This window comes from Streptomyces sp. JNUCC 63 (genome assembly GCF_054366325.1).
In genome coordinates this window covers 2,954,034-2,974,512 of sequence record NZ_CM135963.1, presented here as the reverse complement: position 1 = coordinate 2,974,512, position 20,479 = coordinate 2,954,034, and the positions used below count along the sequence as shown (strand labels likewise).

Here is a 20,479-nt window from a genome sequence, read left to right as displayed (position 1 = left end):
CGGTCGCTGGGGTTACTGTCAGTTTCGTGTTCGCTGCTGAACGTCGCCAACTGATCCTCGAAATGGTGCGAGCGAACGGTGCCGTGTCGCTCCGTGAGCTCGCCCGCGTCGTCCAGACCTCCGAAGTGACCGTACGGCGGGACGTGCGGGCACTGGAGGCCGAAGGACTCCTCGACCGCCGGCACGGCGGTGCGGTACTCCCGGGCGGGTTCACCCGGGAGTCCGGCTTCCCGCAGAAGTCGCATCTCGCGACCGCGGAGAAGACGGCCATCGCCGACCTCGCCGCGGGACTCGTCGGAGAGGGCGAGGCGATCGTCGTCGGGGCGGGTACGACCACGCAGGAGCTGGCGCGCCGGCTCGCCCGGGTGCCCGGCCTGACCGTCGTCACCAACTCCCTCCTGGTCGCCCAGGCGTTGGCCCACGCCAACCGGGTGGAGGTCGTGATGACCGGCGGCACCCTGCGCGGCTCCAACTACGCGCTCGTCGGGTCCGGGGCCGAGCAGTCGCTGCACGGCCTGCGGGTGTCCAAGGCCTTCCTCTCGGGGAGCGGCCTGACCGCCGAGCGGGGGCTGTCCACCTCCAACATGCTGTCGGCCTCCGTCGACCGGGCCCTCGTCCAGGCCGCCGCGGAGGTCGTGGTCCTCGCCGACCACACCAAGCTCGGTACGGACACGATGTTCCAGACCGTGCCGACCGAGCTCATCACCCGCCTGGTGACGGACGAGCCCCCGGCTCACGACGACCGCGCGGCCACCGAACTCCAGGCCCTGGCGGACCAGGGCGTCCAGATCGCCGTGACGGGCGGGACAGGAACGCCGGCGGTCGACCAGCCCCCGCCCCGTGACCGCCGCCGGGAGGTCCCCCTTCCGGGGCCGCGCCGCAACCAACCCCCGGGCGCCAACCTCCGCCCGGCGCCTCTGGGCGGGGAACAGTCGGCCGGGGCGGAACGCCCGACGGCACGAGTCGCGGACCTGCGGAGACGGTGAAGGGCCGACGGAGGGCCTCGGAGGATGGGACCTGCTCGTCGAACTACCGGTCACGCTGTGTCGAGCTACCGATCACGCTGTGACGCGGGCAGGTGCTGCCCGCACCGGGGGCGGCGGTCGTGGGTCATGGCCTGAGCTCGTCGCGGTCGGCGCCGTGGCGGTAGGGCGCGGTGTCGGGGAAAGGCGTGGCGCCCGGCGGGCCGCTCTCGCGGTTCGCCGGGCGCCCAGCGGTGCGGTGGGGGATCAGTCCTTGATCTCGCAGATGGCGGCGCCGGAGGTGAGGGAGGCGCCGACCTCGGCGGTGAGGCCCTTGATGGTGCCGGACTTGTGGGCGTTGAGGGGCTGTTCCATCTTCATGGCCTCCAGGACGACGACCAGGTCGCCTTCCTTGATCTCCTGGCCCTCCTCGACGGCGATCTTGACGATGGTGCCCTGCATGGGGGAGGCCAGGGTGTCGCCGGAGGCGACGGGGCCGGACTTCCTCGCGGCGCGGCGCTTGGGCCGGGCGCCGGCCGCCAGGCCGGTGCGGGCCAGGGACATGCCCAGGGAGGAGGGCAGGGAGACCTCCAGGCGCTTGCCGCCGACCTCGACCACGACGGTCTCGCGGCCCGTCTCCTCGTCCGCCTCGGCGGTGTCGGCGGGGGCGGTGAAGGGGGCGATGTCGTTGACGAACTCGGTCTCGATCCAGCGGGTGTGGACCGTGAACGCCTCGGTGGAACCGGTCAGTTCGGGGGCGAAGGCCGGGTCGGTGACCACCGCGCGGTGGAAGGGGATCGCGGTGGCCATGCCCTCCACGGTGAACTCGGCCAGCGCGCGGGCGGCGCGCTGCAGCGCCTCGGCGCGGGTGCGGCCGGTGACGATCAGCTTGGCCAGCAGCGAGTCCCAGGCGGGGCCGATGACGGATCCGGCCTCCACCCCGGCGTCCAGGCGCACGCCCGGGCCGGCGGGCGCGTCGAAGCGGGTGACGGTGCCGGGGGCGGGCAGGAAGCCCCGGCCGGGGTCCTCGCCGTTGATGCGGAACTCGAAGGAGTGCCCGCGCAGCGGCGGGTCGTCGTAGCCCAGCGGTTCGCCGTCGGCGATGCGGAACATCTCGCGCACCAGGTCCAGGCCGGCGACCTCCTCGGTGACCGGGTGCTCGACCTGCAGGCGGGTGTTGACCTCCAAGAAGGAGATGGTGCCGTCCTGGCCGACCAGGAACTCGCAGGTGCCGGCGCCGACGTAGCCGGCCTCCTTCAGGATGGCCTTGGAGGCCCGGTACAGCTCGGCTGTCTGCGCCTCGGACAGGAAGGGGGCGGGGGCCTCCTCGACCAGTTTCTGGTGGCGGCGCTGCAGGGAGCAGTCCCGGGTGGAGACCACGACCACGTTGCCGTGGGCATCGGCCAGGCACTGGGTCTCCACGTGCCGGGGGCGGTCCAGGTAGCGCTCGACGAAGCACTCGCCGCGGCCGAAGGCGGCCACCGCCTCGCGCACCGCGGAGTCGTACAGCTCGGGGACCTCTTCCAGGGTGCGGGCGACCTTCAGGCCGCGGCCGCCGCCGCCGAAGGCGGCCTTGATGGCGATGGGCAGGCCGTGCTCCTTGGCGAAGGCGACGACCTCCTCCGCGCCGCTCACCGGGTCGGGGGTGCCGGCGACCAGGGGGGCGCCGGCGCGCTGGGCGATGTGCCGGGCGGCGACCTTGTCGCCCAGGTCGCGGATGGCGTGCGGGGGCGGGCCGATCCAGGTCAGGCCGGCGTCGGTCACGGCCTGGGCGAAGTCGGCGTTCTCCGAGAGGAAGCCGTAGCCGGGGTGGATGGCGTCCGCGCCGGACTCCTTGGCGGCCTTGAGGACCTTGTCGATGTCCAGGTAGCTGGTGGCCGGGGTGTCACCGCCCAGGGCGAACGCCTCATCCGCGGCGCGGACGTGCAGGGCGTCCCGGTCCGGGTCGGCGTAGACGGCCACGCTCGCGATCCCGGCGTCCCGGCAGGCCCGGGCCACGCGGACAGCGATTTCGCCACGGTTGGCGATGAGCACCTTGCGCACGATTGAGGCTCCCTCCTTGAAACAAGCCGAGTTTAGGGACAGCCGACACGGCACTTCGACCCGTCCCCACTGGTGAGCTTGCCCACACGGAGCGTGATTCGAGGCTCGCTCGACCTGCGAAATCCCTTGTCGCAACGCTGTACGCAGGACTCCTCCGGAAAACCCTAGCCTCCGATGTGGCCAAGGTCTCTGTGAGAGCGTGCTGCGGCCCACTTCGTTTCTTTGTGGAGTCCCTACGAATGGCCCAATGAATCTTTGCCCTCCGCAGGACTCTTGTCCCGTGGTTTACCCGTTAGTAGCGTTCGCGATGTCTCGACGGTACTGGCGGTAACAGGGCTCCGGGTGGAGCGGCAGTCGGAAGTGGGTGGGACCGGTGGTGCGCAGACCGGTGGCGTGGGTGGTGGCGGTCGTGCTCTTCGCGGAGGCGTTCGCGGTGGCGGGGCTGAACTGGTTCCTCGGTGAGGTCGTGCACCGGCAGCAGATGTCCCTGGCGGGCCTGGACCCGAACATGATGTCGACGTCGTCGAAGGCCGGCGGCGTGGTCTTCGGCCTCTACTTCGCCCTGTGCGGCCTGGTCGCCCTGCTGGTCGCGGTGCGGGGCCGCCGCCCGGCCGGCCTCGGCCGCATCCTGCTGATCAGCGCGGCCGTGGTGCACGGGCTGCTGGGCGCCTTCGCCTGGGGGCTGGTGGGCTGGAGGGCGTTCCTGTTCATGGTGGTGGTGCTGGGGCTCATCGTGCTGCTGCTGATGACGTACGACGGCAAGGAGGGGCCGGCCGGTGCGGTGCCGGGCGGCGGCCCTCAGGGGGACGCGGGCGACAACCCGGAGAGGGACGCCCCGGTGAGCGACGCTCCCCCTGCCCCGGTCGCCCCTCCGGCCGAGCCCGGCACTCCCTGACCCCCCTGATCAGCCCTCGGCCGGGGGCGCCCACAACTCGGTGATGCCCACGCCCAGTTCGGCCAGCAGCCGGCGGATCAGGGGCAGGCTGATGCCGATGACGTTGCCGTGGTCGCCGTCGATGCCGTCGATGAACGGCGCCGAGCGGCCGTCCAGAGTGAAGGCGCCGGCGACGTACAGCGGCTCGCCGGAGCCGACGTACGCGGCGATCTCCTCGTCCGTCGGCTCGCCGAAGTGGACCACGGTGGAGGCGGTGGCCGATGCGTACCGTCCGCGGGTCGTGTCCCAGACGCAGTGCCCGGTCTGGAGGGTGCCGGCCCGTCCGCGCATCGCCTTCCAGCGGGCGGTGGCCTCCTCGGCGTCGGCGGGCTTGCCGAGGGCCTGGCCGTCCAGGTCGAGCACCGAGTCGCAACCGATGACCAGCGCGCCCTGGACCTCCGGCCGGGCCGCCACCACGGAGGCCTTCGCCTCGGCCAGCGCGAGTGCCAACTCGGCGGGGGTGGGCGCGGTGATCGCGTCCTCGTCGACGCCGCTGACGACGACCTCCGGGTCGAACCCGGCCTGCCGGAGCAGCCCGAGCCGGGCGGGGGACTGGGAGGCGAGCACGAGTCGGCGGCGCGGCTGATCTGTCATACGGTCAGCGTATCGGCGGCGCCGACCGGTCTCACCTCAGTCCGATCACCAACATCGCCAGCAGCATGGCCACCGCCATGAGAACACCCAGCCGCCGCAGCATCTCCTGCGTGTCCCGCAGTTCCTTCGGAGGCTCGTTCTCGGGGTCGGACCACAGCATTCCCCGATCGTCCGGCGCGGACTGGGCCCGGCGCCTGAGTACGCGTACTCAACTTGGCCGGCCCCGGTCGCGGCCCGCCGCGCGAGCTGGTCGGCGCGGAGTGGCCGCGGGCCGGGGTGCAGGGGGCGGAGCCCCCGCCGGGGTGGACCGCAGAGCCGGGCTCAGCCGGGCCAGTACGTGCGGGCCCAGGACGTCGGGCCCGGTTGCGGGACGGCGCGGGTGGCGAGACGCGAGGGGTCGGACCAGGAGTCACGTGGGCGGGCGGCGGCGCCGGGCGGCACGATGGTCGCCGCCGCGGCGCGCGCCCGGACCACCGCCAGGGCGGCGGCGAGCTCCTCGGGGGTGGGGTTGCCTCGTACGACCTTGATCACAGCGGCTCCTTCACAGGGGGATGTTGCCGTGCTTCTTGGGTGGCAGGGTTTCCCGCTTGGTGCGCAGCTGGCGCAGGCCGCGCACGAGGTGGGCGCGGGTGTCCGAGGGCATGATCACGGCGTCGACGTAGCCGCGTTCGGCCGCGACGTAGGGGTTGAGCAGGGTGTCCTCGTACTCCTGGATCAGCCGGGCGCGCACCGCCTCGGCGTCGCCGGCGGCCTCGGCCTCGGCCAGGGTGCGGCGGTGCAGGATGTTGACCGCGCCCTGGGCGCCCATCACGGCGATCTGCGCGGTGGGCCAGGCCAGGTTCACATCGGCGCCCAGGTGCTTGGAGCCCATCACGTCGTAGGCGCCGCCGAACGCCTTGCGGGTGATCACGGTGATCAGCGGCACGGTGGCCTCGGCGTAGGCGAAGATCAGCTTGGCGCCGCGGCGGATGATGCCGTCGTGCTCCTGGCCCACCCCGGGCAGGAAGCCGGGCACGTCCACGAAGGTCAGCACCGGCACGTTGAAGGCGTCGCAGGTGCGCACGAAGCGGGCGGCCTTCTCGGAGGCGTCGATGTCCAGGCAGCCGGCGAACTGCAGCGGCTGGTTGGCCACCACGCCCACCGGGTGGCCCTCCACCCGGCCGAAGCCGGTGAGGATGTTCGGCGCGAACAGCGGCTGGGTCTCGAAGAACTCGCCGTCGTCCAGCACGTGCTCGAGGACGGTGTGCATGTCGTAGGGCTGGTTGGCGGAGTCCGGCACCAGCGTGTCCAGTTCCAGGTCCTCGGCGGTGACCGCCAGGTCGGCCTCCTCGGCGAAGACGGGCGGCTCGCCGAGGTTGTTGGAGGGCAGGTAGCTCAGCAGCTGCTTGACGTACTCGATGGCGTCCTTCTCGTCGGCGGCCATGTGGTGGGCCACCCCGGAGGCGGTGTTGTGGGTGCGCGCCCCGCCCAGCTCCTCGAAGCCCACGTCCTCGCCGGTGACCGTCTTGATCACGTCCGGGCCGGTGATGAACATGTGGCTGGTCTGGTCGACCATGACGGTGAAGTCGGTGATCGCCGGGGAGTACACCGCGCCGCCCGCGCACGGGCCCACCACCAGGGAGATCTGCGGGATCACGCCGGAGGCGTGGGTGTTGCGGCGGAAGATCTCCCCGTAGGCGCCCAGCGAGGCGACGCCCTCCTGGATGCGGGCGCCGCCGGAGTCGTTGATGCCGATGACGGGGCAGCCGGTCTTCAGGGCGAAGTCCATCACCTTGACGATCTTCTGCCCGTACACCTCGCCCAGCGCGCCGCCGAAGACGGTGAAGTCCTGCGAGAACACCGCCACCGGGCGGCCGTCCACGGTGCCGTAGCCGGTGACCACGCCGTCGCCGTAGGGGCGGTTGGCCTCCAGCCCGAAGTTCGTCGAGCGGTGCCGGGCGAACTCGTCCAGCTCCACGAAGGAGCCCTCGTCCAGCAGCAGCCCGATCCGCTCCCGGGCCGTCAGCTTGCCCTTGGCGTGCTGCTTGGCCACCGCGCGCTCGGAGCCGGCGTGCGTCGCCTCCTCGATGCGGCGCTGCAGATCCGCGAGCTTGCCCGCGGTCGTACGGATGTCGATCTCTTGGCGCTCTTCCGGCTCGGACATCGGGATCGCGGCTCCCTGCCTGCTCAAAAGGGGGGACGGTTACTCATCCGTAGAGTAGTGGGGGGTTCACTGATCAGCAGTGCGGCGTTTACCACACTCCTTTCCTCTTCACAGCGCGGGAGTGCGATCTCCAGAAGGAGCAGCGAGGAGGTCACAACCGCGCCCATGATCGAGGCGTCGCGGCGGGACACGCCGGAGGGGTGACACACGAGAGTGGTCGAGCGCCCGTGAACCTCGGCCCCAGCGGCTGGAATCCGTCCCGGCTGCGGGGTGGGGGATGTCAAACCTAGTGTGGCTTGCATGGAACTGCCACCGGATGAACAAGGCCACCCGCCCGACGGGCATCGTGAGTCGAGGGCGGACCGCTGGTCCGACCTCGACCGCCCGCCCCTGAACGCCACGGCCCTGCGACGCGGGCTGGTCCGCGCGGACGGCCTGTGGTCCGAGCTGGACGTGGTGCAGCGCACCGGCTCCACCAACTCCGACCTCGTGGCCCGGGCCGCCGCGGGCAAGGCGGACGAGGGCGCCGTCCTGGTCGCCGAGGAGCAGACCGCCGGCCGGGGCCGTCTGAACCGTCAGTGGACGGCTCCGCCCCGCTCCGGCCTGTTCTTCTCCGTTCTGCTGCGGCCCCGCGAGGTGCCGGTGGCCCGCTGGGGCTGGCTGCCCCTGCTCACCGGGGTCGCGGTGGCGACCGGCCTGTCCCGGGCCGCCGGGGTCGATACGGCACTGAAGTGGCCGAACGACCTGCTGGTCACCGTCGGGGGCGAGGAACGCAAGGCCGGCGGCATCCTGGCCGAGCGGGCCGACGACGGAGTGGTCGTGGGCGTCGGCATCAACGTCAGCCTGCGGCAGGACGAGCTGCCGGTCCCCCGGGCCGGTTCGCTGGCCCTGGCCGGTGCGGTGAGCACGGACCGCGATCCGCTGCTGCGGGCGATGCTGCGCTCTCTGGAGGACTGGTACGGGCGGTGGCGCGCGGCGGGCGGCGATCCGGCGGCGAGCGGCCTGCAGGAGACGTACGCGGCGGGCTGCGCCACGCTCGGACGGCTGGTCCGTGCGGAGCTGCCGGGGGACCGGTCGGTGGTGGGGGAGGCGGTGGCGGTGGACGGGGACGGCCGCCTGGTCATCGCCACGGAGGAGGGAGTGCAGGAGCCGGTGGGGGCGGGCGACATCGTCCACTTGAGGCCTGCGTAAACCTGTTGTGGGCCACTGCGGAGGGCTCACCCGCGCGTGGGGTGGGTGCCGCGGCACCCACCCGTGCCGCCTCTGGGGGTCCCCCAGGCGTTCAGCACTGGGGGAGGAACGACTGCACGCAGCTGCGTGGGCGCGGGGAAAACGCCGGTCGGCTCACCCCCGGCGCAACCTGACGGAGTGAGCTGGCGCACAGCTGCCGTAGAGTTGAGGCCGGTCGATACCTGACCGCGGCAGATCGGAAGGGCAGCAGGCGTGACCGTCGACGACACGGGCTCCGGCGCGGACGAGGACGGCCTGGAGGATCCTCCTCCACGCTCGTCTTCGCTCGAGCGGGGAGACTCCCAGTCCTCCGACTCCGGCGAGGACCCTCTCGCGCTGCGCCTCGAACAGCTCATCCTGGGCGCGGAGCGGCGCTACACCCCCTTCCAGGCGGCCCGCAGCGCCGGCGTCTCCATGGAGCTGGCCTCCCGCTTCTGGCGGGCCATGGGCTTCGCCGACATAGGCCAGGCCAAGGCGCTGACGGAGGCCGACGTCCTGGCCCTGCGCCGGCTCGCCGGTCTGGTCGAGGCGGGGCTGCTCAGCGAGGCCATGGCGGTGCAGGTGGCCCGGTCCACCGGGCAGACCACCGCCCGGCTGGCCGAGTGGCAGATCGACTCCTTCCTGGAGGGCCTGACCGAGCCGCCCGAGCCGGGCATGACGCGCACCGAGGTGACGTACCCGATCGTCGAGCTGCTGCTGCCCGAGCTGGAGGAGTTCCTGGTCTACGTCTGGCGCCGCCAGCTCTCCGCCTCGGCGGGCCGGGTCGTGCAGGCCGCCGACGACGAGGAGATGGTCGACCGGCGCCTGGCCGTCGGCTTCGCGGACCTGGTCGGCTTCACCCGGCTGACCCGCCGGATGGAGGAGGAGGAGCTCGGCGAGCTCGTCGAGGCCTTCGAGACGACCTCGGCCGACCTGGTGGCGGCGCGCGGCGGCCGGCTCATCAAGACGCTCGGCGACGAGGTGCTGTACGTGGCCGACGACGCCGGTACGGCAGCGGACATCGCCCTGCGGCTGGTGGAGACCATGGCGAACGACGAGACGATGCCCGAGTTGCGCGTGGGCATGGCGTTCGGCACGGTGACCACCCGGATGGGCGATGTGTTCGGTACGACCGTCAACCTGGCCTCCCGGCTCACCTCCATAGCCCCGCGCGACGGCGTGCTCGTGGACAGCGCCTTCGCCGAGGAGCTGATCCGCACCGGGGACGCCCCGGCCTCCGAGGCGGAGGCGGCCGAGGCCGCGGCCGCCGCGGAGAAGGAGGGCGAGGAGCCGCCGACGTACCGCTTCGCGCTGCAGCCGATGTGGCAGCGGCCGGTGCGTGGGCTGGGCGTGGTCGAACCGTGGCTGCTCACGCGGCGGGACGACGGCACGCCGTGAAGGCGTAGCAGCCCGGCTCAGTGGGCCGCCGCCCCGGCCTGGAGGCCGACGCACAGCCCGATGAGCGGAACGCACAGGCCGTCCCCGCCTCCGCCTCCGCCATCGCCGGACGAGGGCGGCGGGCTGGGCGTACTGCGGCTCGGGGCCGGTGCGGGACGCGGCGGCGGGTCGTCGGTGCCGGGCGGTTCGGGTGTGCCGGCGGGTGCCCGGCGCTCCGGCGGGTCGGGGTCCTCGGGGATCGTCGTGGTGCCGGCCGTGGTGTCGGGCAGGGCGGAGCGCCGGACGGCGGCGGACGCGGCTGCGGACGGGGGCGCGGACGTCTTCGGCGCGGCGCTCACCCCGCCCAGGGGAACGGTCGCCGAGGGAGCGGCCACCGAGGCAGCGGCCGCCGGCCCGGCCCCGGCCGTGGCTGAGGTGTCGGCGGCTCCGTCGCTGCCGGCGCCCGCGCGGGGCCCGGCCTCCGCACGGCCCGGGCCGCCGCCCCCGTACTCGGGTGCCAGCCGTACGAGGCTCAGCACACCGGCGGCCACCGCGAGCCCTCCGGCGGTCAGCAGCACCTTGCGGGGACGGGGCCTGCGGTGGCGTCCGCGCGCCCGGAGGTCCCAGGAATGAGCCCGCGCGCAGACTTCGACCGTGTCGTCCTGTCGCACGGTGGCCGTATCCGTCGTCATCGCAGTCCTCCCCGATGCGCTCGCGCCCCCCTGTGCGCCGTGGGGGACGCACGTTATGCGCTCTCGTGGGGGTTCGGCGGAAGTTGGACGGGATGTCACTCGAACGGGGGGCCGGGTCTCGACAGCGGGGGCACGCTGTGACCCGACCGCACTTTCCCTGTTACCTTGTTAACCCTCGTTAACCGGGAGGGTGCCATGAGCGAGGAGCGGTTCGGGGAGTTCGTGCTGGTGCGGCGGCACGAGTACGTCGCGGAGCTGGTCCTGGACCGGCCCAAGGCCATGAACGCCGTGTCGACGGACATGGCCCGGTCGATCGCCGGGGCGTGCGCGGCGCTCGCCGCCGACCGGGACGCGCGCGTGGTGGTCCTGACGTCGTCGCACGAACGGGCGTTCTGCGTCGGCGCCGATCTGAAGGAGCGCAACTCCTTCAGTGACGCCGACCTGATGCGGCAGCGGCCGGTCGCGCGCGGGGCGTACACCGGCGTACTGGAGCTGCCGATGCCGACGATCGCCGCGGTGCACGGGTTCGCGCTCGGCGGCGGCTTCGAGCTGGCCCTGTCCTGCGACGTGATCGTGGCCGACCGTACGGCCGTGGTGGGCCTGCCGGAGGTGTCCGTGGGCGTGATCCCCGGCGGCGGCGGTACGCAGCTGCTGCCGCGGCGGGTGGGGGCGGCCCGGGCGGCCGAGCTGATCTTCACGGCACGTCGTCTGGAAGCCGAGGAGGCGCACGAGCTCGGACTGGTGGACCAGCTGGTCGGCGAGGGGCAGGACCGTGCGGAGGCGCTGGAGCTGGGGGCCCGGATGGCGGCGAACTCGCCGGTCGGGCTGCGCGCGGCCAAGCGGGCGCTGCGGCTCGGGCACGGGCTGGATCTGCGGGCCGGCCTCGAGGTCGAGGACGCGGCGTGGCGTTCGGTGGCGTTCTCGGGGGACCGGGCGGAGGGTGTGGCCGCGTTCAACGAAAAGCGCGCACCCCGCTGGCCGGGCGAGTAGCCCCGATCCGCCGAGACCGCCCACAGCCACGCCGGCCCGCTGTCGCGTGCGGCCGTGGTGCGGGCCGTCGGCAGGCCGTGACGGTCGGCCGGGGGCTGCTCGCAGTCGTGACCGCGGGGTCGTGCCCGCCGGGGCTGCGACCCCTGGGCCGCGTCCGCGCCCCCGCAGTCGCGCGCGCCTTCGCCGGCTCGCCCCGGCCTGCGGGGTGCGTATCGAGCCGTGCGGGCCCGTTTCCGGACCGCGCCCGCATGCTCCGCGCTCGCCCGCAGCCATGGCTTTCGCGCCGGACCGCTCGTGCCTGCACTCGCCGAGCCGTGTCCGCCCCGTGCCGTCGTGAACGTGGCTGAATCATCCGGTTTTGCGGCTGGTTGAGCGGCTTGTGGTGTGAAGGCGGCCGGGGCCCTGCCGGAAAGGACGGGGCTGCGGCCGCCTCACTCTCTCCCTGAGCCCCTGCCTCACTGCAGCGGGCCGGTGACGGTCTCCACCGCCGCGACGAGCCGGCCGTCGCGCACGAAGGCGTCCGCGGCGGCGAGGTCGGGTGCCAGGAACCGGTCCGGGCCGGGGCCGCCGACCCCCGCCTGCCGTACGGCGTCGATGACCGCCTGGGTCGCCGGGGCCGGGGCCAGTCCCTCGCGCAGCTCGACGGCGCGCGTGGCGGCGTACAGCTCGATCGCGAGGATCCGGGTCAGGTTGTCGACGGCCGTGCGCAGCTTGCGCGCCGCCGACCAGCCCATGGAGACGTGGTCCTCCTGCATGGCGGAGGACGGGATGGAGTCGGCGGAGGCGGGTACGGCGAGCCGCTTCATCTCGCTGACCAGGGCGGCCTGCGTGTACTGGGCGATCATCAGGCCGGAGTCGACGCCGGCGTCGTCGGCGAGGAACGGCGGCAGGCCGTGGCTGCGGTTCTTGTCGAGCAGACGGTCGGTGCGGCGCTCGGCGATGGAGCCGAGGTCGGCGGCGGCGATGGCGAGGAAGTCCAGGACGTAGGCGACCGGGGCGCCGTGGAAGTTGCCGTTGGACTCCACGCGGCCGTCGGGCAGGACGACGGGGTTGTCGACGGCGGAGGCGAGTTCGCGCTCGGCGACGAGCCGGGCGTGCGCGAGGGTGTCGCGGCCGGCGCCGGCGACCTGAGGGGCGCAGCGTACGGAGTAGGCGTCCTGGACGCGGGGCGCGTCGTCCTGGTGGTGGCCGGTGAGGCCGGAGCCCTTGAGGACGGCGAGCATGTTGGCGGCGGAGGCGCCCTGCCCGGGGTGGGGGCGGATGGTGTGCAGTTCGGGAGCGAGGACCTTGTCCGTGCCGAGGAGTGCCTCCAGGCTGAGGGCGGCGGTGATGTCGGCGGACTTGTAGAGGGTGCCGAGGTCGGCGAGGGCCATGATCAGCATGCCGAGCATGCCGTCGGTGCCGTTGAGCAGGGCCAGGCCCTCCTTCTCGCGCAGCTCGACGGGCTGGATGCCGTGCTCGGCGAGGAGGCCGGCGGCGGGGCGTACGACCCCGTCAGGGCCCTCGGCGTCGCCCTCGCCCATGAGGGTGAGGGCGCAGTGGGAGAGCGGGGCGAGGTCGCCGGAGCAGCCGAGGGAGCCGTACTCGTGCACGACCGGGGTGATGCCGGCGTTGAGGAGGTCGGCCATGGTCCGCGCGACCTCGGGGCGTACGCCGGTGCGGCCGGAGCATACGGTCTTCAGCCGCAGGAACATCAGCGCCCGTACGACCTCGCGCTCGACCCTCGGGCCCATGCCGGCGGCGTGCGAGCGGACGATGTTGCGCTGCAGCTGGGCGCGCAGCTCCTGGCTGATGTGCCGGGTCGCGAGGGCGCCGAAGCCGGTGCTGACGCCGTAGACGGGGTCGGGCTTGGCCGCCAGCGCGTCCACGATCTCCCGGGCCGCGGCGAGGGCCGCCACCGCCTCGCCGGAGAGCTCGACGCGGGCGCCGCCGCGGGCCACGGCGAGAACGTCGGACGCGGTGACCTCCGACGTCCCCACCACCACAGTGTGCATATCCATATTCAGGAGCGTACGCAGTGAATGCGAAGATGTCACCAGTGGTGCGCGGGAATGACCCTTACTTTTCTCCGCCCTCTCAGGGCCCCGCCCCTTCAGGACCTACGGCCCCGGAAGCGGCGCCGCTCGGCCGGGGGCCGCGGGGCGGGCGAGGGCTCGTCGGCCAGCCGGACGACCGGATCCTCGGGACCCTCCCGGCCGGCGACGACCGGCCTGTCGGCACGCAGGGCCTTCGCGCGGTACTGGGCGGCGTCGGCGAGCCGGAAAAGCCGCCGGGCCGAGCGCACCGGCCCGAGGGCGTCCTCGGTGGAGGCCACCCCGCAGGCGACGCCTTGCCCCGGCTCCAGCTCGGCCGCGCGCCGGCACAGCTCGTCGGCCGCCTTGACCACCTCGTCGGCGGACGGGCCCACCGCGAGCAGGCAGAACTCGTCCCCGCCGAGCCGGGCCGCGAGGGCGCCGGGGACCATGGCCCCGCACAGCGACAGCACGGACCCGAACCGCTCGAGGAGCCGGTCGCCGACGGCGTGGCCGAGGGTGTCGTTGACCTGCTTGAGCCCGTTGAGGTCGCAGACGACGAGGCTGACCGCGACGCCGTCCGCGCGGTGCCGTTCGATCGCCTCGTCGAGCCGTACGTCGACGGCGCGGCGGTTGGCGAGCCCGGTGAGCGCGTCGGTGAACGCCAGGCGGTGGGCCTCCTCCAGCCGCTCGGTCTGGGCGAGGCCGGCGGCGACGACGGCGGCCAGTACGGTGGCGAAGTCGGCGTCGGACCGGTCGAAGAGGGGGGCGTCGGTCGCGCGGGCGACGTAGAGCTCGCCCCACGCGCGCCCGTGCTGCACGATCGGCGCGACCACGCAGCAGCGGCGTCCGCGCCGGCGCAGGGCCGCGACACGCTGATGGCAGTAACCGGGATGACCGGTGGCCGGCCCTTCGGCGGTCTCCACCCAGGCGTCGGGCTCGCCGCCCGAGGCCCACCGCTCGTGCAGAAACTCGGTGATCTCCGGGAACTGGTGCACGGGGTACGTCTCGTCCTCCGGGAACTCCTCCTCTTCCGGCGCCCGCTCCCCCACGTTCACCAGAACCCGCAGCCGCCCCCGCTCGCGCTCCCACACCGAGAGCGCGGCGAAGTTCCCCTCCAGCGCCCGACACGCCCCGAGCGCCGCCGCCCGCCACGACTCCCGCGGACTGTGCGCCGCCGCCATCCCCTGCGCCAACGCCACGACAGCCGCCAGCCGCCTGTTCTCACCCATTACCCCAGGCTAGGGATGTTCAGTGCGAATCGGGATATTGGTGCGCCTGTCAGTGAGCCACGGACCGCTTCAGAAGTCGAACCGCTCCCGCCGCACCGAATACACCACGAAACCGGCGCCCACCGCGAGAAAGAGCGTTCCGCCGATGACATAGGGAGTGGTGTCGATGCTTCCGGTGTCGGCGAGTTCGGTTCCGCTCCGGGACGCGGACCCGGCCTGCGACCCCTCGGACCCGGCCTCCGTCCCCGGCTCCTCCGCCGTCGTGGACGCCGGCCGCCCCTGCTCCGTGACCTGCGTCGTCGGCGCCGCCGAACCCGTCTCTCTCGCCGGGGCGTCCACCGAGGCGTTCGCGGAGGGGACGAACCACAGGGCGCCCAGCAGGGTGCCCGCGGCGGTGGCGGTCAGCAACGTACGGCGAGCGGATGACACGGAATATCGATCCCCTTGTGGCGCTGGCGAATTGGCCGTGTGGAGCGATGTTAGTGAAAATCGCGGGTCACGGGAAAGTCACGGGAGGTTTGAGTCGTACGCTCCGGGCATGAGCACTGCAGAGACATCACGTTTTGTACGGCTTCGCGTTGACCTCGTCCTCGAGATCGAGGACGAGGACGCCGTCATGGAGGCGGCCCGCCGCCGGATCACGGAGGACGAGGAACTGGATCCCGTGGAGCGGGCGCAGACCGAAGTGGCTGTGACGGAAGACACCGCGGAGGCCCTGGCGTATCTGGTGGACCCGTTCGTACTGGTCGGTGAGGTGCCGGGAATCGAACTCCAGCAGGCGGCCTGGGCCTGCGAACACATCGAGTACGACCCCGACTCGTTGGACTGGGCACTGGACGAGGATGATGTCGGCGGGGACGACGAGGAGGGGGACGGCGACGGGGGACTGAACCGCAGGGAGTACCCCGGGTTCCCCGGCTGACGTCGCCCGGGCCGTCGGCGACCCTGGCCGCAACCGCCGTCCGGGGTTTCGTCGTCTCACGGAGCGCGCCGACCGGTCCGCGCCCCGCCCACCGCGGCGGACGTGGTGAGGCCCACATCCGCACGACATGGGAAATGGGGCGAAACGGTCGTAGCGTTGAAGATCTGCGACGGGGGGCTCGAGGGGTTTTGGGGGTTCGCCAAACGATGGAGAAGCGTGTGATGACGAACAGTAAGCGGCGCAGTCGCCTGACGGCCGCGTCCGCACTGCTCGGCGGTGTACTGGTACTCACGGCCTGTTCCGGCAGCAGCGACGCGGCCGGCGGCAGCGGCGACACCTCACAGGCCAAGGCCGACCAGGCCGCGGCCCAGGAGTCGTCGGAGGCCCAGATCAAGATCACACCCGCGGACGGCTCCGACAACGCCTCCATCAACAACTCCGCCGCCGTCACCGTGGCCAAGGGCACGCTGACGAAGGTCACCATGACGACGACCGACGGCAAGGCCGTCGAGGGCCGGATATCCGACGACAAGAAGAGCTGGAAGCCCAGCGGCCAGCTCGAGCGCGCCACCACCTACAAGGTCTCCGCGAGCGCCACCGACGCCAAGGGCCGTGCCGCCCACGAGAACGCCTCCTTCACCACGGTCGCCCCGGAGCACAGCTTCATCGGCACCTTCACCCCGGACAACGGCACCACCGTCGGTGTCGGCATGCCCGTGTCGATCAACTTCAACAAGGCGATCACCAACAAGGCGGCCGTCCAGAAGGGCATCACGGTCACCTCCTCCAGCGGCCAGGAGGTCGCCTGCCACTGGTTCAACACCCAGCGCATGGACTGCCGCCCCGAGCAGTACTGGCAGGAGAACTCCACCGTCACGCTGAAGCTCGACCTCGACGGCGTCGAGGGCGCCCAGGGCGTCTACGGCGTCCAGCAGAAGACGGTCACCTTCAACATCGGCCGCAACCAGGTCTCCTACGTCGACGCGAAGACCAAGCAGATGAAGGTCACGCGGAACGGCAAGGTCGTCAAGACCATCCCGATCTCCGCCGGTTCGCCCGAGAACAAGACGTACGAAGGCCAGATGGTGATCTCCGAGAAGTTCAAGGAGACCCGGATGAACGGCGCGACCGTCGGCTTCACCGACGACGACGGCAAGGGCGAGTACGACATCAAGGACGTGCCGCACGCCATGCGCCTGAGCAACTCCGGCACCTTCATCCACGGCAACTACTGGGGCAGGGGCATCTTCGGCAGCGTCAACACCAGCCACGGCTGCGTGGGCCTGCAGGACAAGAAGGGCGCGGACGACCCCAACACCCCGGGCGCGTGGTTCTTCGACAACTCGATGGTCGGTGACGTCGTGGTCGTGCAGAACACCGGCGACAGGACCGTCGCCCCGGACAACGGCCTCAACGGCTGGAACATGAGCTGGGCGCAGTGGAAGGCCGGCTCGGAGGCCTGACGGCCCCTCAAACCGCTTGACCGATGCCGCCCTTCGGGGCGGCATCGGCCTTCTCGTCGATCTCTCGGGCCGGCCTCACGGCTCCATCGGAGTGCGTCCCTACCGTGCGGCGCATGTTCCTCACCCACTTGAGGCGCGAACGGGCCGCCGGCGCACTGAATTCGGTCGGACTCGGCGAGCGGCTCGGGCATCCGCCGTCCGAGATGTCCGGCGAACCCACCGGAAACCTCGACGAGTCGACGCGCGACGAGATCATGGACGTACTCGAACGCGTGTGGAAGGGGCACGGGTTGACGTTCGTGATGGTCACCCACGACTCCGCCCTCGCGAAGAAGGCCCCGCGCCTGGTGACGATCCGCAAGGGCCGCGTCACCGTCGAGGAGAACGCGGGCGCGTAGGCGTACTGCTCACTCGCAGCCGTACGTCTGGCTTATTGACGTACCCCTCTATTGAGCAGTTGATCACCCCCCGGCATACTGCGTATTCCGGGGGGCGTACGCGCACTTGTACGAGACTTCCCTCGGTCGGGTGAACGGGGATTCGCCCGGTACTCCATCTCCAGGGGGAGTCTTGCGCAGACAAGTGAAAAGAGCGTGCGCGGCCACGGTCGCCACAGCAGCGGCCGTAGCCCTCGCCGCGGGTATGACCAGCCCGGCGTCGGCGGGGCCCGAGCAACGCTCGTCCGATGCCGCCCGGCTCACCGCCCATCACGGCATCACCCTCATCACCGGCGACCGGGTCACCGTGGACGCCAAGGGGCGCGTGGTCGGCCTGCAGCGGGCCAAGGGGCGCGAACACATACCCGTGCAGGTCCGCAGGGCCGGCGGGCACACCCACGTCGTGCCGGCCGACGCGGCCCGCCTGGTCGCCTCCGGCAAACTGGACCAACGGCTGTTCGACATCACCGAGTTGAACAAGTCCGCCACCCGCAGGTCGCTCAAGAACGGCCTGAAGGTCATCGTCGGCTACAAGGGGGCCGCCACCGCCGCACGGGCCGACGTCCGCGAGGCCGGCACCCTGCGCCGCACCCTCAAGGCCCTGAACGCCGACGCGGTGCAGACCCCGGTCAAGGACACGCCCGACCTGTGGAAGGCACTCACCAGCGGGGACAGGCCCGCCACCGGCGTCGCCCACGTCTGGCTCGACGGCGTCCGCAAGGTCAGCCTCGACAAGTCCGTGCCGCAGATCGGCGCCCCCACGGCCTGGAAGGCCGGTTACACCGGCAAGGGCGTGAAGATCGCCGTCCTGGACACCGGTGTCGACGCCACCCACCCCGACCTGAAGAGCCAGGTCGTCGCGGCCAAGAACTTCTCCGCCGCGAAGAACACCAACGACGGCTTCGGCCACGGCACCCACGTCGCCTCCATCGCGGCGGGCACCGGCGCCAAGTCGGGCGGCAAGTACAAGGGCGTGGCACCCGACGCGAAGATCCTCAACGGCAAGGTCCTCGACGACCAGGGCTACGGCGACGACTCCGGCATCCTCGCCGGCATGGAGTGGGCCGCCCAGCAGGGCGCCGACATCGTCAACCTCAGCCTCGGCGGCCCGGACACGCCCGGAACCGACCCGCTGGAGGAGGCGGTCGACAAGCTCTCCGCCGAGAAGGGCATCCTCTTCGCGATCGCCGCCGGCAACGAGGGCCCGGAGTCGGTCGGCTCGCCCGGCAGCGCGGACGCCGCCCTGACCGTCGGCGCCGTCGACAAGAAGGACAAGCTCGCCGACTTCTCCTCCACCGGCCCGCGCGTCGGCGACGGCGCCGTCAAGCCCGACGTCACCGCGCCCGGCGTCGCCATCACCGCCGCCGCGGCCAAGGGCAGCCTCATCGCCCAGGAGGTCGGTGAGAGCCCGGCCGGCTATCTGACCATCGACGGTACGTCCATGGCGACCCCGCACGTCGCCGGCGCCGCCGCCCTCCTCAAGCAGGAGCACCCCGACTGGGGTTACGCCGAACTCAAGGGCGCGCTGACCGGCTCCGCGAAGGGCGGCGCGTACACGCCGTTCCAGCAGGGCGCCGGCCGTATCGCCGTCGACAGGGCGATCCAGCAGACCGTGATCGCCGACCCGGTGTCGGTGAGCTTCGGCACCCAGGCCTGGCCGCACACCGACGACGAGCCGGTCACCAAGCAGCTGACCTACCGCAACCTCGGCACCGAGGACGTCACGCTCACCCTGAGCCTGACGGCCACCGGCCCCAAGGGCCAGGCGGCCCCGTCCGGCTTCTTCACGCTCGGCGCGACCGAGGTGACCGTCCCCGCCGGCGGCAAGGCCTCCGTGGACCTGACCGCCGACACCCGGCTGGGCGGCACCCTGGACGGCGCCTACTCGGCGTACGTCACGGCGACCGGCGACGGGCACAGCGTCCGTACGGCCGCGGCCGTGAACCGCGAGGTCGAGTCCTACGACGTCACCGTCAAGCACATCGGCCGCGACGGCAAGCCCACCGCCGGCTACAACACCGCCCTGTTCGGCTACTCCGGCCTCGGCGCGGACCGCTTCTACCAGGTGGTTCCCGCCGACTCCGGCACGACGACCGTGCGCGTGCCCAAGGGCACGTACGCCGTGGACGCCTGGATCGCTAAGGACTTCCAGACCCTCAAAGGCGGCCTGGACTGGCTGGTCCAGCCGAAGCTCAGCGTGACCAGGAACCTCACGCTGACGATCGACGCCCGGACCGCCAAGGCGGCCGACATCACCGTGCCGGACAAGTCCGCGCGGCAGACCACGGCGATGATCAGCTACTCCTACGAGCCGGCAGGCTTCGGCATCGGCATCGGCCTCGACCGCTGGTCCAACCTGCGCACCGGATCCCTCGGCGGAGACGTCAGCGGACTGACCCAGACCTGGAACGGCCAGTGGACCAAGGGCGCGAGCGCCGAGTACGACGTGGCGACCACCGCCAAGGTCAAGAGGTTCCAGGGCGGCAAGGTGCGCCACTACACGGCGCGTGAACTCGCCACGGTGAAGACCGCCATCGCCACGGGCGGCTCCCGCAAGACCGGCGGCGTCACCACCTGGGGCTGGCTCCCCGAGGAACTCGTCATGGGCTACCCGGTCGAGCAGAAGCTGCCGGGCACCCGCACGCTGTACCTGTCGACGGGCCACGGCATCCAGTGGTCGATGGACGTGGAGCAGTACAGCGGCCACGACCGCAACGGCTTCCCGGTCAGCGAGGCGTTCTACACGCTCGGCGCGCCGCAGACCTTCAAGGGCGGCAAGACCTACACCAAGACCTTCAACAGGGCGGTGTTCGGCCCGCGTCTGAGCCGGGACTACGGTCTGTTCCGCAACCGGAACACGATCTACGGCTACCTGCCGCTGTTCGCCGACTCCGACGGGCACGCCGGCTCCTCGGTGTTCTCCTCGGTGAAGACGACCCTGTACCGCAACGACAAGAAGGTCGGCTCCAACGACGACCCGCTGTTCGGGTACAAGGGCTTCACGGTGCCCGCCGGTGACGCCGCGTACAAGCTGACCACCTCGGTCACGCGCAGCGCGAAGATCGCGAACGCCTCCACCCGCATCGACGCGACCTGGACCTTCCGCTCCAAGCAGCCGTCCCGCGTCACCCAACTCCCGGCCTCCTCGGCCCGCTTCAAGGCCACCACCGGTCTGGACAACCGCGTCCCGGCGGGCAAGAAGGCCACTTTCCCGGTCACCGTCGAGGGCGCCGCCGCGGGCAAGAACCTCAAGTCGCTGACCGTCTGGGTGTCGTACAACAACGGCAAGACCTGGAACAAGGTCACCGTCAAGAAGGGCAAGATCACCGTCAAGAACCCGGCGAAGGGCAAGGCCATCTCCTACCGCGCCAAGATCACCGACAAGAAGGGCAACACGTCGACGATCTCGATCTACAGCGCGTACTACGGCAATTGACTGCTCCCCTCCCTGAAGAGGGGGGATTCCTGG

General features: G+C 71.9%; 17 protein-coding genes and 1 pseudogene. 9 read left to right on the top strand and 9 right to left on the bottom strand.

All coding sequences use genetic code 11. The features are described 5' to 3' along the window. Positions 1 to 26: 26 nt before the first annotated feature. Entirely contained in the window at positions 27 to 986 is a 960-nt protein-coding gene (locus ACX25U_RS13420) for a DeoR/GlpR family DNA-binding transcription regulator (RefSeq protein ID WP_454391860.1), read from the top strand. A 243-nt stretch (positions 987 to 1,229) separates the two neighbouring features. Here the strand turns inward: ACX25U_RS13420 and ACX25U_RS13415 are convergent, their stop codons facing one another. Continuing rightward, the gene (locus ACX25U_RS13415) at positions 1,230 to 3,005 is read right to left on the bottom strand and encodes an acetyl/propionyl/methylcrotonyl-CoA carboxylase subunit alpha (RefSeq protein WP_454391859.1); all 1,776 of its coding nucleotides are present in this window, start codon (positions 3,003 to 3,005) and stop codon (positions 1,230 to 1,232) included. Between the two features lie 373 nt (positions 3,006 to 3,378). On the opposite strand from ACX25U_RS13415, the gene ACX25U_RS13410 reads away from it, so the two are divergent. Continuing rightward, positions 3,379 to 3,900 carry a hypothetical protein gene (locus ACX25U_RS13410; protein WP_454391857.1) on the top strand — a complete coding sequence of 174 codons (522 nt, stop codon included), beginning with the start codon at positions 3,379 to 3,381 and terminating at the stop codon, positions 3,898 to 3,900. 9 nt (positions 3,901 to 3,909) lie between these two features. Here ACX25U_RS13410 and ACX25U_RS13405 read toward each other — a convergent pair whose 3' ends face one another. From ACX25U_RS13405 to ACX25U_RS13390, 4 genes are all read right to left on the bottom strand, one after another. Continuing rightward, positions 3,910 to 4,533: a Maf family protein gene (locus ACX25U_RS13405; RefSeq protein ID WP_454391855.1), complete on the bottom strand. Its 624-nt coding sequence runs from the start codon at positions 4,531 to 4,533 to the stop codon at positions 3,910 to 3,912. Positions 4,534 to 4,564: 31 nt separating this feature from the next. Next, on the bottom strand, positions 4,565 to 4,693 hold the full coding sequence (gene mmpB, locus ACX25U_RS13400) for a morphogenic membrane protein MmpB (RefSeq protein ID WP_454391853.1): 129 nt from the start codon (positions 4,691 to 4,693) through the stop codon (positions 4,565 to 4,567). Positions 4,694 to 4,854: 161 nt separating this feature from the next. Continuing rightward, positions 4,855 to 5,064 carry an acyl-CoA carboxylase epsilon subunit gene (locus ACX25U_RS13395; RefSeq protein WP_454391852.1) on the bottom strand — a complete coding sequence of 70 codons (210 nt, stop codon included), beginning with the start codon at positions 5,062 to 5,064 and terminating at the stop codon, positions 4,855 to 4,857. Positions 5,065 to 5,074: 10 nt separating this feature from the next. Then, complete coding sequence (locus ACX25U_RS13390; RefSeq protein ID WP_454391850.1) at positions 5,075 to 6,676, bottom strand: acyl-CoA carboxylase subunit beta; 1,602 nt, start codon at positions 6,674 to 6,676, stop codon at positions 5,075 to 5,077. Between the two features lie 300 nt (positions 6,677 to 6,976). Here ACX25U_RS13390 and ACX25U_RS13385 point away from each other — a divergent pair, with 300 nt between their 5' ends. Then, on the top strand, positions 6,977 to 7,867 hold the full coding sequence (locus tag ACX25U_RS13385; RefSeq protein ID WP_454391848.1) for a biotin--[acetyl-CoA-carboxylase] ligase: 891 nt from the start codon (positions 6,977 to 6,979) through the stop codon (positions 7,865 to 7,867). Positions 7,868 to 8,119: 252 nt separating this feature from the next. Next, on the top strand, positions 8,120 to 9,283 hold the full coding sequence (locus tag ACX25U_RS13380) for an adenylate/guanylate cyclase domain-containing protein (RefSeq protein ID WP_454391846.1): 1,164 nt from the start codon (positions 8,120 to 8,122) through the stop codon (positions 9,281 to 9,283). A gap of 17 nt (positions 9,284 to 9,300) precedes the next feature. Here ACX25U_RS13380 and ACX25U_RS13375 read toward each other — a convergent pair whose 3' ends face one another. Next, positions 9,301 to 9,954, bottom strand: coding sequence for a hypothetical protein (locus tag ACX25U_RS13375; RefSeq protein WP_454391845.1), 654 nt, complete (start codon positions 9,952 to 9,954; stop codon positions 9,301 to 9,303). 195 nt (positions 9,955 to 10,149) lie between these two features. Between ACX25U_RS13375 and ACX25U_RS13370 the strand changes: the two genes are divergently transcribed. Beyond that, positions 10,150 to 10,944, top strand: coding sequence for an enoyl-CoA hydratase/isomerase family protein (locus tag ACX25U_RS13370; RefSeq protein ID WP_454391843.1), 795 nt, complete (start codon positions 10,150 to 10,152; stop codon positions 10,942 to 10,944). A gap of 455 nt (positions 10,945 to 11,399) precedes the next feature. Here the strand turns inward: ACX25U_RS13370 and hutH are convergent, their stop codons facing one another. From hutH to ACX25U_RS13355, 3 genes are all read right to left on the bottom strand, one after another. Continuing rightward, positions 11,400 to 12,938 carry a histidine ammonia-lyase gene (hutH, locus tag ACX25U_RS13365; RefSeq protein ID WP_454394251.1) on the bottom strand — a complete coding sequence of 513 codons (1,539 nt, stop codon included), beginning with the start codon at positions 12,936 to 12,938 and terminating at the stop codon, positions 11,400 to 11,402. A gap of 98 nt (positions 12,939 to 13,036) precedes the next feature. Then, positions 13,037 to 14,188: a diguanylate cyclase domain-containing protein gene (locus ACX25U_RS13360; RefSeq protein ID WP_454391841.1), complete on the bottom strand. Its 1,152-nt coding sequence runs from the start codon at positions 14,186 to 14,188 to the stop codon at positions 13,037 to 13,039. 69 nt (positions 14,189 to 14,257) lie between these two features. Next, positions 14,258 to 14,617, bottom strand: a complete 360-nt coding sequence (locus tag ACX25U_RS13355; RefSeq protein ID WP_454391839.1) for an LPXTG cell wall anchor domain-containing protein — start codon at positions 14,615 to 14,617, stop codon at positions 14,258 to 14,260. A gap of 109 nt (positions 14,618 to 14,726) precedes the next feature. Between ACX25U_RS13355 and ACX25U_RS13350 the strand changes: the two genes are divergently transcribed. From ACX25U_RS13350 to ACX25U_RS13335, 4 genes and pseudogenes are all read left to right on the top strand, one after another. Continuing rightward, a complete protein-coding gene (locus ACX25U_RS13350; RefSeq protein WP_454391837.1) occupies positions 14,727 to 15,110 on the top strand; it encodes a hypothetical protein in 384 nt (127 codons plus the stop codon). Positions 15,111 to 15,331: 221 nt separating this feature from the next. Beyond that, entirely contained in the window at positions 15,332 to 16,573 is a 1,242-nt protein-coding gene (locus ACX25U_RS13345) for a L,D-transpeptidase (RefSeq protein WP_454391835.1), read from the top strand. A gap of 131 nt (positions 16,574 to 16,704) precedes the next feature. Then, positions 16,705 to 16,971: pseudogene (locus tag ACX25U_RS13340) on the top strand (ABC transporter ATP-binding protein); the annotation flags it as partial. A 244-nt stretch (positions 16,972 to 17,215) separates the two neighbouring features. Beyond that, positions 17,216 to 20,446 carry a S8 family peptidase gene (locus tag ACX25U_RS13335; RefSeq protein ID WP_454391833.1) on the top strand — a complete coding sequence of 1,077 codons (3,231 nt, stop codon included), beginning with the start codon at positions 17,216 to 17,218 and terminating at the stop codon, positions 20,444 to 20,446. The last annotated feature ends 33 nt before the right edge of the window (positions 20,447 to 20,479 follow it).

Bases quoted from the DNA above. Each gene is read 5' to 3' on its own strand.
- ACX25U_RS13370 (WP_454391843.1), top strand. From the start codon at position 10,150: ATGAGCGAGGAGCGGTTCGGGGAGTTCGTGCTGGTGCGGCGGCACGAG.
- ACX25U_RS13385 (WP_454391848.1), top strand. From the start codon at position 6,977: ATGGAACTGCCACCGGATGAACAAGGCCACCCGCCCGACGGGCATCGT.
- hutH (WP_454394251.1), bottom strand. From the start codon at position 12,938: ATGCACACTGTGGTGGTGGGGACGTCGGAGGTCACCGCGTCCGACGTT.
- ACX25U_RS13360 (WP_454391841.1), bottom strand. From the start codon at position 14,188: ATGGGTGAGAACAGGCGGCTGGCGGCTGTCGTGGCGTTGGCGCAGGGG.
- ACX25U_RS13335 (WP_454391833.1), top strand. From the start codon at position 17,216: ATGACCAGCCCGGCGTCGGCGGGGCCCGAGCAACGCTCGTCCGATGCC.
- mmpB (WP_454391853.1), bottom strand. From the start codon at position 4,693: ATGCTGTGGTCCGACCCCGAGAACGAGCCTCCGAAGGAACTGCGGGAC.
- ACX25U_RS13345 (WP_454391835.1), top strand. From the start codon at position 15,332: ATGACGAACAGTAAGCGGCGCAGTCGCCTGACGGCCGCGTCCGCACTG.
- ACX25U_RS13350 (WP_454391837.1), top strand. From the start codon at position 14,727: ATGAGCACTGCAGAGACATCACGTTTTGTACGGCTTCGCGTTGACCTC.
- ACX25U_RS13390 (WP_454391850.1), bottom strand. From the start codon at position 6,676: ATGTCCGAGCCGGAAGAGCGCCAAGAGATCGACATCCGTACGACCGCG.
- ACX25U_RS13375 (WP_454391845.1), bottom strand. From the start codon at position 9,954: ATGACGACGGATACGGCCACCGTGCGACAGGACGACACGGTCGAAGTC.
- ACX25U_RS13405 (WP_454391855.1), bottom strand. From the start codon at position 4,533: ATGACAGATCAGCCGCGCCGCCGACTCGTGCTCGCCTCCCAGTCCCCC.